Raw genomic sequence first — 15210 nt, forward strand, 5'->3', positions numbered from 1 at the left:
ACAACTATTATGAAACTCCATACTTTTTAAACCAATCTTGCATCCGTTTCCAACCATCCTCAGCTTCTTTTTTCCGGTAACTGGGGCGATAGTCGGCGTTAAAAGCGTGGGGCGCATCTGGATAAAGCACAATTTCGGAACCGCTGCTACCAGTTTTGAGAACTTCCTGCATTTTCTCGACTGTATCGTTGGGAATTCCCTCGTCTTTGCCGCCGTAAAGCCCCAAGACAGGCACTTTCAAAGTTGCTGCAATGTCGATCGGCTGTTTGGGAGTTAAAGCCGTAGAATCGCCAACTACACGCCCGTACCAAGCCACTCCTGCTTTGACTTTCGGGTTGTGAGAAGAGTACAGCCAAACAATTCTGCCACCCCAGCAAAATCCTGTAATTCCCAACTTATTAATATTGCCTTTTCCTGACTTTTGTGCCCACTCTACGGTTGCATCTAAATCGGACATAACTTGCTCGTCAGGAACTTTCGAGACAACTTTACTCCTAATTTCTTGAATGTCGGTGATTTTAGAAACATCACCTTGACGGGCAAACATTTCAGGGGCGATCGCTAAATAACCTAATTTTGCCAAACGGCGGCAAATATCTTGAAGGTGCGCGTGAACTCCGAAGATTTCTTGGATTACTAAAATTACTGGAAAATTGCTGCCGCTGGCTGGCATTGCTCTGTAGGCTGGAATTGAGCCGTCTTTTACGGGAATTTTTACCTCACCGGCAACTAAACCAGCAGCATCCGTATTGATGACGGCAGCCGCCAGAGGATGAACTGCTAAAGTAAATCCGGCGCTTAATGCGGTGACAGTGATAAATTGTCTGCGAGTTAAGTCTTTCATTTGTGATTTGGTTATTGGTTATTGATTATTAGTTTTTATTCTGTAGGTTGGGTTGAGGAACGAAACCCAACACTCATGAATTGGATGTTGGGTTTCGTCCCTCAACCCAACCTACTACTGACTACTACTGACTGACTACTGTCAACTGCCAACTGACTACTGACGGAAAAGCCGATCGTGCTCTGGATGGTACAAGCGCGATCGCCCTTCTGCCGATTTTCCCAACGCCGGACTAATAACATACATTGTCGTTCTGATCAAATTATTTTCGCGGGTAGCAACTGCCATTTTGTCAAGGGGAACTAGCACAATTTTTTCATCGGGCCAGCCCAACCGATAACAAATCGCTACAGGCAAATCAGATGGGTAATGTTCCATCAATTTAGCTTGAGCTTTTTCGACATGGCGGGCGCTCAAATACAGGCACAAACTCGCTTGATGAGCCGCTAAACTCGCCAATTCTTCGCGATCGGGCACTTCGGTTCTGCCGCTAATTCGCGTCAAAATAATTGTCTGCACAACTCCCGGAACTGTCAACTCAATTTTAAGTTTAGCCGCCGCAAGTTGGAAAGCGCTAATTCCCGGAATTACCTCAAAAGCAATTCCCTCGGAGGCCAAAGCTTGCATTTGTTCGCCCACAGCCCCGTAGAGACAGGGATCGCCGGAATGGAGGCGGACGACGCTTTTACCCTCGCGCACTCGTTCCACCATCAAAGGTACAATCTCTTCCAGGGTCTTATCCGCAGTTTGGATCACTTCAGCATCCGCGCGTACTCCCTGCAAAATTTGCTCTGGAACTAACGAATCAGCAAATAATATGACATCGGCTGCAGCCAGTAATTTTTGAGCCTTAACAGTCAACAAATCCGGGTCTCCCGGGCCTGCACCTACAATGTATACCCCTGGAATTAGGGCTTCAATCTCTGTCAAACTCATGGCTGCTAAAAAATTTGCTAAATTTACGGACGCTTCCGGATGTACCTATTTTGGTTGGAAGTAATAGATGGTAGATGCACCCTGGTTTTGAACCCTAGAGACTAACCTCTCTGGGGTTTTTTATTGATCCTCTGGCAATTTCGGAGTGATCTTTGCCCGATCGCTATTCGGGGAGACAACATCAGGTAAAGGTCGATCGAGCAGATAAAGCCAAGCTAACCCGCCCAACCCTAACACAATCCCAGTCAAGCTTACCATCTGTGCCGTCCGCAGCGGCCCGAACATCAAACTATCAGTCCGCAACCCTTCAATCCATACTCGACCGGAACTGTAAGCTGCGATATAAACCAAAAATAAAGCACCAATTTTCAAGCGAATTTTGCCCTGCAAATCGCGGAAAAACAAAGTCAGAAGCAAGCCAAATACTGTCAGATTCCACAGGGATTCGTAGAGAAATGTGGGGTGGAAGTATTCAAAATTAGCGTAGGCGGGCGGGCGGCTGTTTGGCGGAATATAGAGTTTCCAAGGCAAATCCGTAGGACTGCCAAAAGCTTCCGAGTTAAAGAAATTTCCCCAGCGTCCGATCGCCTGACCGAGAATTGCCGCAGGCGCGATTAAATCTGCCAATTGCCAAAAAGAAACTCGCTGAATTTTCGCAAAAATTAAAGCTGCGATCGTGCCACCCAAAATCGCCCCGTGAATGGCAATTCCGCCTTTCCAAATCGCAATAATATCTTCAGGCCTCTGGGCGTATTGCGGCCACTCAAAAGCTACATAGTAAATTCGAGCGCAGGGAATAGCGCCCAAAACCAGCCAAATTGCCAAATCACCCAATAATTCTGGGTTGACGCGGCGTTTTTGGGCCAAGTATTGGGACAGACTGACCCCAATCAAGACGGCAGAAGCTATCAACAGCCCGTACCAGCGAATGGCTACGGGGCCAAGTTGAAAGATAATTGGGCCCGGCGATGTAAATTGAAACGCTAAGGGCAACGCAAGAATATTTAGCACCATAAAAGTTGCATTAATTGTGATGGAAAGCAGTCAGATTGCATACCCTTGAACAAACTACAGAGTTTATTTTAGGTGGCTGCCGTCATTTAAATGCAATTTTTGTGGAATTTTACCAAATATTAACTTTGTTGCGGACATTGATGTCTGGAGTTTTCTTTGTGAGTCCACAATAAGATGCCCCCTAACCCCCCTTTTTTTAGGGGGGAACCGGATTATTCTGAAAGTTCGCCTGATTAAGGGGGATTTAGGGGGATCGAGACTTCTCCTTTTTGACGATTAACTGCAGCTTGGGTCGAGAAGTTTTAATATAGAAGGTGGCTTTAAATTTTCTGATGACCTATGTCTCCTACTTCCGTTTCTCAAGTGTACTCTTCTGGTAATTCCAAGGGTGCGAATCAGTCTCGCAAGACTGCTGCTTTGGCTGTTGAGTCGCATAAAATTCCGCCTCTGTTGGGGGCGAGTTTGGCTGAGTTAACGGAGTGGGTGCAGCAAAACGGGCAGCCTGCTTATCGCGGAAAGCAGTTGTACCAGTGGATTTATGAGAGAGGCGCGCGATCGATCTCTGATATTTCTGTATTCTCGAAACAGTGGCGCGAGACTGTTGCTAAAATTCCGATCGGGCGATCGACTATTCATTATCGATCGGTCGCACCAGACGCCACGGTAAAGTATCTATTAAAATTGGCAGACGGTCAAATCATTGAAACAGTCGGCATTCCCACCGATAAACGGCTGACTGTGTGCGTCTCAGCCCAAGTTGGCTGCGCGATGGGCTGCGACTTTTGCGCTACGGGAAAAGGCGGTTTCAAGCGCAATTTAGAAAAACACGAAATCGTCGATCAAGTTTTGACTGTACAGCAAGATTTCGGCCGCAGAGTCAGCCACATCGTATTTATGGGAATGGGCGAACCCCTGCTGAATTTCGATAATGTTGTAGCTGCTGTCAAGTGTTTGAATCAAGATGTAGGAATTGGACAGCGAAACATCACCATTTCTACAGTAGGAATTCGCAATCGCATCAGCCAACTAGCCGAACATCAACTGCAAGTTACCCTCGCCGTCAGCCTCCACGCTTCTAATCAAAGATTGCGCGAAGAGTTAATTCCTAGCGCCCGCCCTTATCCTTTGGGTGAGTTAATCGCCGAATGTCGGGAATATGTGCGATCGACTGGACGCAGATTAAGTTTTGAATACGTACTTTTAGCAGGTGTGAATGACTTGCCGGAACACGCAGCCGAGTTGGCTAGTCAGTTGCGCGGTTTTCAGTGTCACGTCAATTTGATTCCTTACAATCCGATTCAGGAAGCTGAATATAAGCGACCGACTCCCAATCGAATTAACAGTTTCGTTGCGACTTTGAAGGAAAAGAAAATTGCAGTTAGCGTGCGGTATTCTCGCGGCTTAGAAGCAGATGCAGCCTGCGGACAATTGCGGGCATCCGAGGTGGAGGCTTAGGTTTTTAACCCAATACGGTTCAGATAAAACAAATCCCCCCTAGCCACCCTAAAAAAGGGGGGAAAAGGGGGGGTGAAAGTCCCCGCAACGATTCGGGGGATGCTGCAAGGGATCTCCGGGGAATTAGCAGTGTTAACTGAACCGTATTGGTTTTTAACCGCCAAAAATTATTGTCGTAGGATGCCCCGGAGTGCGTTATTTTCTCAATGATTGAGAAACTACGATCCGGGGCATCCTATTACTGTGGTTAAACTGTTCGGAAATCGTTAACATCAATTAGCGAAGCATTGACTCCAGTTAAAGAGGCGATCGCAATTCCATTCACCTTAATCAAAGCGCTGTTATTACTCTGACTAATTTCCAATTGGTTGAAACTCAAGCCGCGAGACAATCCCAACACATCTTCGCCTTTAACAAAGTCGGAAATAATATCGATTCCGAGATTGTTGCCGATCGCAAACGTGTCATTGCCCAGCCCGCCAATCAAGCTGTCATCTCCTAAATCTCCGAACAATAAATCGCTGCCAGTACAACCGAGGAGGGTGTCGCTGTTTTCACCGCCATAAATGGTATCATTTCCAGCTCCGCCATCTATGAGGTCATTATTCTCGTTGCCACAGAGTAAATCGTTGCCAGCATCCCCGCACAGAGTGTCATCTCCAAATTGTCCGAAGATAGAATCACTGCCTTGACTTCCGACAATCGCATCGCTATCTTTGCCGCCAATTAGGATATCGTTTCCTTTACCACCATCGATAAAGTTGACGCCTGCATTGCCATAAATGAAGTCATTGCCCTCTTTACCGTTAATCGAATCATTCCCCTTATCTCCGAAGATGAGATCCTCGTCTTCACCGCCGATAATGATGTCGTTACCTTTGCCGCCAAGTAGGATATCATTTCCGCGATTTCCATTGATGAAGTCGTTGCCTTCGTTGCCGTTGAAAATGTCTGGGCTGTTGCCACCAATTAGGTTGTCGTTACCTGCTTTGGCATTGAATATATTGGGACTGTTGCCAAAGTAACCGTCATTTCTGGGAGTACCGATTAGGATGCCGGAATTGCCGTTGATAATATTATCAACTGGATTTGGTCGATCGAGATTTGGCCTTTCAATGCGATCGCCAATGCAGTTTGGATCGGGCGTCGGCGTACCTGTCGGCGTCGGAGTTGGCGTACCTGTCGGCGTCGGAGTTGGCGTACCTGTCGGCGTCGGAGTTGGCGTACCTGTAGGTGTCGGAGTTGGCGTACCTGTAGGCGTCGGAGTTGGTGTACCTGTCGGCGTCGGCGAGGGACTGGGATCGGGTGTTGGTGTACCTGTCGGCGTCGGCGAGGGACTGGGATCGGGTGTCGGCGTACCTGTCGGCGTCGTATCTACAATAGTCAAACTCGCCGTATTCTGAGTTCCCAAACTCGCACCATTTGTGGGATTGCTCAAGCTGAGATTGAGCGTTTCATTCCCTTCTAATAACGTGTCGTCAGTAATGAGAATACTGAAAGTTTTGGTGGTTTCGCCAGAGAGAAAGTTGAACGTACCCGACGTTGCAGTGTAGTCGCTTCCGGCGGTGGCGCTACCGTCAGAAGTGCTGTAACTGACAGAGGCGGAAACATTGCTGCCGCCTGTACGATTAACCGTAATTGTTTGGGTTGCGCCGTTTTCATTAACGCTGTAAGTGCCGCTGCTGAAATTAAATGTTCCCGGCGCGAATACATCGTTGTCTGCGATCGCCACTGAAGCCGTTTCAGTACCAGCAGTCCCCAAATTGTAACCAGCCGCAGCGACTAAAGTCAGCTTCACAGCCTCGCTGCTTTCAACAATTGTGTCGTCAACTGGAGTAATAGTAACATCTGCAAAAGATTGACCCGCCGGAATGATAATGCTGCCCGTTAAATTCGGCGTGAAATCATCGCTTGTGGCAAACCCGGTACCGCTAGCAGTAGTATAATTCACTGTCAGCGGCAGGCTGGTACTGCCCGATCGCGCGATGCGGAAAATACCCGGATTTCCAGATTCGGCTGCAGCTGCGTCTGTAGCAGTAATAGTTACCGTCGGCAATGGAATGTTAAACCGGGCGACACTCGGATCGTGGTCGCTATCTTGGTCGGCAAATTCTGAGTTGATGTGAACTACATCAAATCCGGCTAAATTGGTGGCTAAGTTATTGCTAGCTAAGATGTGGTCGAGAACCTGCGCGTTGCCTTGGAAATTGTAAGTATAGCGCTCATTTTCCGGCAAAGTTTCGATTAAATTTTGCAGCACAGCAGTGCCGCTACCGCCCGGAATTCCCCGGACAACATTCAGCGGTTCGGAAAATTGGAAATCGTTCAAATCTCCGGCAACAATTACATTCGCATTGGCATCTACTGCCAAAATGCTATCGACAAAATTGTTGACAATTTGTGCTTGTTGCAGGCGCTGAGTTTCGCTGGTGAGAACAGGTGGTTGAGTGGGGCCGTAAAGCGGTTGGTCGCCGCCTTTTGAGTTGAAGTGATTGACAATCACAAATACTGACTGGCCGTTGAATAGAAATTCCCCGACTAGAGGCTTGCGGCTGCTGTTAAATGCTGCATTGGTCGGGTCAATTCTGCCGGGACTTGCTGACAGTGCCGGGGCGCCGCTGACGGTGTTAACTGTAGTTGCGGTTGTGGAAGTGCCGCCCGGGCGATCGACAAAAGTAACGCGGCTGGGATTGAACAAAAATCCGACGCGAATATTGCCGCCCGGTTCGCCGCCGTCTTGGTTGTTTACCGGGTTAATTTGCCGGAATTCATAAGTCGGGCCGCCCGCAGCTTGAATTGCGGAAATTAAGGTGTTGTAAGTTGTATCCGCCGCAACTACACCGTCATTAGTCGCGCCGTTGTTGTCTTGAATTTCCTCGATATTGATAATGTCAGGACTTTTGAGGTTAGTGACAATTCGACTCGCTAGTGCAGGGAATTTGGCGGTATCGCCGGGGTCTAAATTCTCGACGTTGAAGTTGCCGACTGTCAGTTGATTGGCATTTCCAGTTAAGTTTGTCACTTCCTTGGTCAGTCCGCCGGAAATGACGCTGGATTGAGGAATTTGAGCAGTATTTAAAAGCTCGTAATTGCTGAAACTGTAACCGATAACGCCTGAGACAGTACCCAATTTGTCCCCAACATCAGTCAGAGGCGAGAGACTTGTATTGCTGGGAGGATTGAGCAGAGTATCGTCAATTTGAATGCGTTCTGGGTTAAAATCGGTAGCAGAAACGGCAATCCCGCCGCGACTTGTTCGGCCGGTAGCATTCGCACCGTTATCCGCCAAAACGTAGAATTCGCCAAAGTTGTTTGTGGGGCCGACAACAACCGGATTGTTGACTTGCACGAGCATTCCTTCTAAACTTTCGTAGAAGTCAATGCCTTCCGTTGTCGGGTCGAAATCGCCTCCTGTTTCGACATTTCCAGCAGCAGTGAAATCGTTTTGAATGGAGGTTGTCGGTTGAATGCGGCCGCCGTTGCCGATAATAGTTGGAGTAATTGTTCCTAAAGGTGCGATCGCCCCTAAAGCAGCCCCAGAAACCGTAGCGTTAATTTGGGTAGTAGTAAGATTGGTGGCGTTGTTAGCGGGGCGGAATTCGTCAACTCGACCAGTTACCTGTACCGATTGTCCGACAGTAGGATTGGGTATTGTCGAACTTCCCAGGAACACAAAAACCGCTTCCGATGTAGAATTTGGATTAGGCCCGGTGTCGGGAGTCGGGTCTTGCATATAAAAACCGCGACCGCTGCCAGTTATCAGTCCCGTCACTACACCGGGAACATTGGTGACAGTTGTACTTACCAGCGGCGATCGGTGACTGGCTGCTTGAATATCGCGAATGCGAATAATGGCAGGTGCGGCACTGACTGTCGTTGAGACGGCAGCAGTAGAAGAGTTATTAGTTTCGTTGCTTTCTGGAATCGCGCTGCCGGGATCTGCAACCGCCGCACCCGCCGCACTGGTAAGAGTACCCGCAACAGTCGGAGTAACGTTAATTGTAAGGGGAACGCTGCCGCCAGCCGCGATCGCACCTCCTGAAAAAGTAACGACTCCAGCAGCTTGAGTCGCAGTAAAACCCGTACCGCTGGCCGAATTGTAAGTAACGCCCGCAGGTAAAGTGAAGTTGGCGGTAACTCCTGCTGGAGTAGCAGCAGTACCGCTGTTGGTTAATGTTAGCGTGTAGTCGAATGGAGTGTTGACGGTGGCGTTAGCAGGGGCACTGCTAGTGATGGTTAAGTCTGGCTGAGGAGGAGGTGCAACAGTTGTAGTAACGGCAGTAGAAGAGTTATTAGTTTCGCTGGTTTCTGCGATCGCATTCGCCGGATCTGCAACCGCCGCACCTGTCGCACTGGTAAGAGTACCCGCAACAGTCGGAGTAACGTTAACGGTAAGGGGAACGCTGCCGCCAGCCGCGATCGCACCTGTGCCTGTAAAGGTAACAACTCCCCCAGCTTGAGTGACTGTATAACCCGTACCGCTAGCCGAATTGTAAGTAACGTTCGCAGGTAAAGTGAAGTTGGCGGTAACTCCTGCTGGAGTAGCAGCAGTACCGCTGTTGGTTAATGTTAGCGTGTAGTCGAATGGAGTGTTGACGGTGGCGTTAGCAGGGGCACTGCTAGTGATGGTTAAGTCTGGCTCAGAGGTAGCTGCAACAATTGTATTGACGATCGTAGAAGAAGAGTTATTAGTTTCGCTGGTTTCTGCGATCGCATTTCCCGGATCTGCAACCGCCGCACCCGCCGCACTGGTAAGAGTACCCGCAACAGTCGGAGTAACGTTAATTGTAAGGGGAACGCTGCCGCCAGCCGCGATCGCACCTGTGCCTGTAAAGGTAACAACTCCCCCAGCTTGAGTCGCAGTAAAACCCGTACCGCTGGCCGAATTGTAAGTAACGCCCGCAGGTAAAGTGAATTGAGCGCTAACTCCTGTAGCGTTGCCGGTGCCGGCGTTGTTGAGCGTCAGCGTGTAGTCGAATGGAGTGTTGACGGTGGCGTTAGCAGGGGCACTGCTAGTGATGGTTAAGTCTGGCTCAGAGGTAGCTGCAACAATTGTATTGACGATCGTAGAAGAAGAGTTATTAGTTTCGCTGGTTTCTGCGATCGCATTCGCCGGATCTGCAACCGCCGCACCCGCCGCACTGGTAAGAGTACCCGCAACAGTCGGAGTAACGTTAATTGTAAGGGGAACGGTGCCGCCAGCCGCGATCGCACCTCCTGAAAAAGTAACGACTCCAGCAGCTTGAGTCGCAGTAAAACCCGTACCGCTGGCCGAATTGTAAGTAACGCCCCCAGGTAAAGTGAATTGAGCGCTAACTCCTGTAGCGTTGCCGGTGCCGCTGTTGGTTAATGTCAGCGTGTAGTCGAAGGGAGTGCTGACGGTGGCGTTAGCAGGGGCGCTGCTCGTGATGGTTAAGTCTGGCTGAGCAGGTAGGGAGAGGGAAAAATCATCGATCGCCAAGCCGTGATCGTTACCTGAGTCGTTACGCTCAACCCAACGAAACCACAATGTGTTGTTATTTGCCCAGTTTAAGCCAGTGAGCGCTCCACCTCGACCAGCTACTTGACCGGCCACATTACCATCAACCGCAGCAGCGGTAGTAGTTGCAACGGGAGAAGTCCAATCAAAGTTTCCACCGGGTACAGTCCAAGTTACGCTATCAAACGTTGCTCCTAATCCATACTCTAAAACCATTGGTTGGGCAGTAGCATTCCCATTGTTGCGCCATTGTTCACCATTAAAGGAAACATTTAGGCTATTGATTGTTGAACCAGTCGTATTTGTTGCAGAAAAAGCAATCCATCCTGCAATATTTCCTGATGTCGGACTACCAAAATAAGCGCCTCCTGAACCAAGTCCCCCCAATGCGCGATCGGTGGAGCTTGTTGAGCCATAACTATAAAAATTTCCGGTACCAATAGCTCCATTATTTGCGGTGTAGGCGGTAATAGCCGTAGCAGCAGGAGTAGCAGGTTGACGGTAAAGAAACCATCCAGGAAGCGTAGTATCGTTAGTCCAAGTAGGTGTACCTGTGTTTGCTAAAGAGTCAAAATTTTGAGTGTACGATCCGGCAAAATTAACTGGCATTGCTACTATTCCTAATTACTTTAAAATTACCTAAGCCTATTGCCCTAAGCAGGGCTAATAGGATTTAGTCAAATTGAAAATTTCAGCCTAAAGCTAGGTGCGTAGAGACGCTAAAAAGCTAACTCCTCCGCAGCAGTTACTTGCAAATATTCGCCAAGGCTACCAGCACCGCTTGGGTCTGCTTGATAACCAGATAGAGGTAATCTTTGTTGACATAACGACTTAACCCGCTAGATTGACGCATCCATTCCAACCTCTGAAGGTTGATACTACCACCCTAAAGTTAAGAAATGATAACTGTTTTTATAAATAAATGTTAAATTAATCAAAAATCGAGCGATCGCTTCTTTGCCAAATTATAGCTAATCCAGCCAAACCCAACAATACAGCCATCAGCCGATCGCCCCAGCGCATCTCTAACGAAATATCCACTCTTCTCATCTATCTGCCCCTACCTTACTGCGGGCGCACTACAAGTTTATAGCATTTTCAGCGGCAATAAGGACGATCGGTGCGATCGTAATCTTGTGTTATTGCACCTGAATTCGAGTATTTAGGCTCAAATAGTTCGGAAATCGTCAACACCAATTAAGCTGGCGCTGACTGCTATCAACGAATCAATTACTTCTCTACTTCCCTTAATCTTAATCAGCGCATTGTTATTATTCTAAGTTATTTATTACTGCTTGAAAATTACACATCCCAACACTTACAGCGTATTCCACATTTATGAAGTACACCCGCCATCCTTGGCTCCCCGTAGAGACACGGCAGTGCCGTGTCCCTACACTTCACAAACCTGGAATACGCTGTATATAAAATCCTGACGTTTAACAAAATCAGAGATAATCAAGACTTACGCACTCCGACCCCTCGAAACCGGGTTTTTTACCTAATCTGCGGGTTATAACGCGTCTTTTCGTAAAAAACCCGGTTTCTGGGCCCCGATGCGAAGTATCCTCGCCCCAACCTGCGAAAATTATCGACAACTTTATCTAAAAATATAGCTAAAACAAGAGACATATCCAATAATTGTGGAACAGGCATCCTGCCTGTTCAAAGCTGGCAATTCTTACGATGTCTAATAAACTTTACAAGCGTTTAACAAGTATCCACCGCAACTCTAACGGCGGTGTTTGTTCCACAGAAAATAAATCCCGCCCGCTGGCCCAACTGACAAACCAAGGTGTCGGCGGCCACGCAGAGTCAGGCAAATGTTTTTGTTCGTATTCAATCACCGATTCATCGGAAATAATTTCTAACGGCAAACCCTCTATTGCTGCTTGCAATTCTTGTCTGGTAATCAGATAAGACCAACACAATTCAGACATTTGTTTTGCCATCTCATCGGGTTCGTACCCATCTACAGCTAAGAAAGCACTGAATAAAATAAACCCGCCACTTAAAACAGCATCGGACATTTTGCCGAGGAAAAGACGAATTTGTTCGGGGTAGCGGAAATGAGAGAGAACTTCGGTAGCAATGGCTAATTTGTACCGATAAGTTTTCATCCTCAATAATGGGTCTAAAACGTCGCCTTGGGTGACATTTATCGGCAAGTTTTCGGCGGTGGCTGCTGCTGATAGTTTTTCGGCAAATATGGGTGTTAGTTCGATCGCATCCACAGAATGGCCTAACCTTGCTAAAGGCAGACTATTGCGCCCTGGGCCCGCACCAACATCTAAAATAGGTGCTTTTCCCGGTTCGCCTAATTCGGCGGCAATGGCGATGACTTTGGCATCGGGATGGCTGCCGAATAAAGGTTCGGGGCGAATATCCGGCCAGCTATGATATTTCTGGGCCATTGATTCGACTTGAATCTTGGTATTCAGAGTAATGCCGCCGGCTAAACCGGTTTGGGAATTGGCGGGAAAATAGGAGACTATTAGATTAGCGTGGGGGGAATTTTTGAATCCTTCTGCTAAGGCGTTGGCGATTAATGTTCGCAAGTTTTCGGCTTGGGCAGCGTCGATGTTTTGTCCGAGAATGTTTAAGAAGTCTGACAGTAATTTAAGATAGTCGTCTAGCATCGATGGCAAGCAAGGCAGATAGAATTCTCCCTTGAGGCCGATGCTCCTTTTGAGCCTTTCTTTGAGAATTAATTTCAGGCGATTAGAGTCTGTCAGCGGCGGGCCTGTTTCGGGTGATTCGCTGACAGGCAATTCCGGGGAAGATGCAGCACTGGTAAGGTTTTTAGTCACAATATTTTTGATTAGATTCAGCAATAAGTGCGATCGCACCGAGCATAATCTTGTGCTCTTGCACCTGAATTCGAGCGTGCAGTGTTTCTGCGGTATCATCAGGCAATACCGGCACCGCAGCCTGCATTAAAATCGGCCCGCTGTCTACTTCTAAACGGGCGATATGCACCGTACATCCGGTGATTTTAACCTTAGCGGCTAGTGCTTGCTCGACGGCGCGAATTCCTGGGAAACTCGGCAGTAAGCTGGGGTGAATGTTAATAACGCGATCGGGAAAAGCATCAAACAAAACTGTGGTAACAATTCGCATCCAACCCGCCATCACTACCCATTCTACATCATACTCTTGAAAAGTTTTGACAATTTTTGTATCTAATTCTTCGCGACTTTTGCAGTCGCGGTGATTGAGAAGAATCGAGGGAATGCCGTATTTTTCGGCTCTGGCTGCGGCTTTGGCTTCGGGGTTGTTGTAAATTAATACTGGGATTTTAGCGTTGAGTTGTTGGTTTTGGATGGCTTGGGAAATTACCTCGAAGTTGCTGCCGCTTCCAGATGCTAAAACTCCTAATTTTAATGGAGGATGGGTAGGAGCGATTGAACTTTGACCAATCTCAGGAGAAATCAGGCTGGCATTGGAATTAACAGATACTGGATTAGCGGTCATAAATGTTATCAAAAATATTCACTCAGATTCTACTACAATATTATCAAAATTATCAAAAAACTCTTCCCTGAGAATCGAATAAATTTTGAGATCCCAATATCTGCCTTTGACAAATAGCTGCTGTCGCAATACCCCTTCCAATTGCATCCCCACTTTTTCCATCACGCGAGCGGAAGCAATATTGTTAACTTCACATCGAGCCATAATTCGATTCAGCAACATCTCCCGAAAGCCGAATTCAATCACTGCATTAACAGCCTCGCTCATGTATCCTTCGCCCCAATAGCTCCTAGAAAGTGCGTAGCCAATTTCCGCGCGGCTGTGCGTCATGCTCCATTCCACAAATCCGCAAGTTCCGATAAACTTTTTCTCGACTTTGTGGACAATTCCCCAATCTACAAGCTCTCGTCTTTTGTACATTTTTGTAAGTGACCTGAGAAAGTATTTAGTGTCTTCGATCGAGGTGTGAGTTGACCACATTGTGTATTGTGATACTTCGGGATTTGAGGCATACTCAAACATATCGCTGGCATCGTTTAAGGTAATTTTTCGGAGCAGGAGCCTTTCAGTTTCTATAGTGGGTAAATGAGCTAATATATCGAGAAGGTTCATTTTGACATTGACCTATATTGTGATACCATTTAAAACTAAAAGCTAAAATTTACAAGCCAATGGTTCGGATTAAATTTGGGCGTTTTAACTGGTTGGATAATGATGCGATCGCAGCTTGGACTTTTCTGGCCCCAGCTTTGCTGTTTCTGGGTACTTTTTTGATTTGGCCGATCGCCTATTTATTTTACCTCAGCTTTACCAGCGGCAGCTTTACCCAGTCGGGAGTGCGTTGGATTGGCTTCAACAACTACTTGCGTCTAGTCACAAACCCGGATTTCTGGCAAATTCTCCAAAATACGCTCTATTTTACTACTGCAACAGTCATTCCCAGTTTAGTGATTCCTTTGGGTTTGGCAGTTTTGCTAAATCGCTCGTTTGCTTGGCGAGGAGCTCTCCGCACCGCTTATTTTATTCCTTCGATTACCTCTTTAGTTGCAGTTGGCTTGGGTTGGCGGTGGTTGTTTCAAACCGAAGGCCCGGTGAATAATGCCCTAAGTGCGATCGGCTTAAATCCAATTCCTTGGCTGAGTAGCACAGTTTGGGCAATGCCTGTGATAATTCTGCTGAGTGTTTGGAAACAATTAGGCTTTAATATGGTAGTATTTTTAGCAGGATTACAAGCAATTCCGGTAAATCGTTACGAAGCCGCAGAATTGGATGGAGCTAATGCTTGGCAGCAATTTTTGTACATCACTTTACCCGGTTTGCGGCCGACTTTAGTATTTGCTACTGTTACTACTGCTATTTTTACCCTGCGGAGTTTCGAGCAAGTTTACGTCATCACCGGCGGCGGCCCTTTAAACTCTACTAATTTGCTAGTTTATTATATTTACGAGCAAGCTTTTTCGCAATTTGATTTTGGCTATGCAGCCGCAGCGGCAACTTTCCTGATGGCTATAGCTTTGATATTAGTCTATTTACAACTAAAAGTGTGGGGCGAAGATGCTTGATATCACGTCCAGTAGCATCCTTCGTGTATGGGCGGGTTTACGAGATTGTTTGTTTTAGGCAATTATTATTGGTAAAACCCGCCCATACGAGCGCGCAAATTATACAATTAACCATCCCCAAGGGTAGGGAATCGGCCTTATTTAATTCTGATGCCACCGAAAACACTTCAAAAAAGCCTGCAAAGTCCAGTACCTCCACATCATCGAACATTAAAATAGCTACCTTCCTACTTGCCATAAGACCTACTTCTGATAGAGGCAAAAAATATCGGCGATTTGTTATCGTAGAATTGGTATAATTTAAATTATTAAAGCTATGCCGAAAAATATTCGCCATCGCGCCCCATTGGTAACAAGTTAGAACGGAGTAGATTTTGTCAATACCCCTTTATGTAGAAATATAATTGAATAATAATGATAATCAAACAAGGGGTAAGGGTGGGAGA

At 47.2% G+C, this 15210-nt stretch carries 9 protein-coding genes; 2 read left to right on the forward strand and 7 right to left on the reverse strand.

The window, feature by feature from the left end; genetic code table 11:
• Positions 1–7 precede the first annotated feature (7 nt).
• The 3 genes from QT987_RS18495 to lgt all read right to left on the reverse strand — a co-directional run bounded on the left by QT987_RS18495 (position 8) and on the right by lgt (position 2794).
• Entirely contained in the window at positions 8–844 is an 837-nt protein-coding gene (locus tag QT987_RS18495) for a dienelactone hydrolase family protein (RefSeq protein ID WP_333242644.1), read from the reverse strand.
• A gap of 156 nt (positions 845–1000) precedes the next feature.
• Positions 1001–1780: a precorrin-4 C(11)-methyltransferase gene (gene cobM / locus QT987_RS18500; RefSeq protein ID WP_333242647.1), complete on the reverse strand. Its 780-nt coding sequence runs from the start codon at positions 1778–1780 to the stop codon at positions 1001–1003.
• A gap of 120 nt (positions 1781–1900) precedes the next feature.
• Positions 1901–2794 carry a prolipoprotein diacylglyceryl transferase gene (gene lgt / locus QT987_RS18505; protein WP_333242650.1) on the reverse strand — a complete coding sequence of 298 codons (894 nt, stop codon included), beginning with the start codon at positions 2792–2794 and terminating at the stop codon, positions 1901–1903.
• Between the two features lie 339 nt (positions 2795–3133).
• On the opposite strand from lgt, the gene rlmN reads away from it, so the two are divergent.
• Positions 3134–4249, forward strand: coding sequence for a 23S rRNA (adenine(2503)-C(2))-methyltransferase RlmN (gene rlmN / locus QT987_RS18510; RefSeq protein WP_333242653.1), 1116 nt, complete (start codon positions 3134–3136; stop codon positions 4247–4249).
• Between the two features lie 247 nt (positions 4250–4496).
• On the opposite strand, the gene QT987_RS18515 is transcribed toward rlmN, so the two are convergent.
• The 4 genes from QT987_RS18515 to QT987_RS18530 form a co-directional block, all read right to left on the reverse strand.
• The gene (locus tag QT987_RS18515) at positions 4497–10337 is read right to left on the reverse strand and encodes a CARDB domain-containing protein (protein WP_333242656.1); all 5841 of its coding nucleotides are present in this window, start codon (positions 10335–10337) and stop codon (positions 4497–4499) included.
• 1091 nt (positions 10338–11428) lie between these two features.
• Positions 11429–12538 (reverse strand): class I SAM-dependent methyltransferase, encoded by a 1110-nt coding sequence (locus tag QT987_RS18520; protein ID WP_333242659.1) that lies wholly within the window; start codon positions 12536–12538, stop codon positions 11429–11431.
• On the reverse strand, positions 12531–13202 hold the full coding sequence (gene purN, locus QT987_RS18525; RefSeq protein WP_333242662.1) for a phosphoribosylglycinamide formyltransferase: 672 nt from the start codon (positions 13200–13202) through the stop codon (positions 12531–12533). The genes QT987_RS18520 and purN overlap by 8 nt, the downstream gene beginning before the upstream one ends.
• Before the next feature lie 18 nt (positions 13203–13220).
• Positions 13221–13814, reverse strand: a complete 594-nt coding sequence (locus QT987_RS18530; protein WP_333242665.1) for a GNAT family protein — start codon at positions 13812–13814, stop codon at positions 13221–13223.
• A 59-nt stretch (positions 13815–13873) separates the two neighbouring features.
• Between QT987_RS18530 and QT987_RS18535 the strand changes: the two genes are divergently transcribed.
• A complete protein-coding gene (locus tag QT987_RS18535; protein WP_333242668.1) occupies positions 13874–14764 on the forward strand; it encodes a sugar ABC transporter permease in 891 nt (296 codons plus the stop codon).
• Positions 14765–15210 lie beyond the last annotated feature (446 nt).

Origin of the sequence: Microcoleus sp. SVA1B4, assembly GCF_036700545.1 — a bacterium.
Taxonomy (GTDB): Bacteria; Cyanobacteriota; Cyanobacteriia; order Cyanobacteriales; family Microcoleaceae; genus Microcoleus.

What these genes read in the sequence shown, in the direction of transcription:
- QT987_RS18515 (WP_333242656.1), bottom strand. Translation starts at nt 10,337, where the DNA reads ATGCCAGTTAATTTTGCCGGATCGTACACTCAAAATTTTGACTCTTTA.
- QT987_RS18495 (WP_333242644.1), bottom strand. Translation starts at nt 844, where the DNA reads ATGAAAGACTTAACTCGCAGACAATTTATCACTGTCACCGCATTAAGC.
- lgt (WP_333242650.1), bottom strand. Translation starts at nt 2,794, where the DNA reads ATGGTGCTAAATATTCTTGCGTTGCCCTTAGCGTTTCAATTTACATCG.
- cobM (WP_333242647.1), bottom strand. Translation starts at nt 1,780, where the DNA reads ATGAGTTTGACAGAGATTGAAGCCCTAATTCCAGGGGTATACATTGTA.
- QT987_RS18530 (WP_333242665.1), bottom strand. Translation starts at nt 13,814, where the DNA reads ATGAACCTTCTCGATATATTAGCTCATTTACCCACTATAGAAACTGAA.
- rlmN (WP_333242653.1), top strand. Translation starts at nt 3,134, where the DNA reads ATGTCTCCTACTTCCGTTTCTCAAGTGTACTCTTCTGGTAATTCCAAG.
- purN (WP_333242662.1), bottom strand. Translation starts at nt 13,202, where the DNA reads ATGACCGCTAATCCAGTATCTGTTAATTCCAATGCCAGCCTGATTTCT.
- QT987_RS18535 (WP_333242668.1), top strand. Translation starts at nt 13,874, where the DNA reads ATGGTTCGGATTAAATTTGGGCGTTTTAACTGGTTGGATAATGATGCG.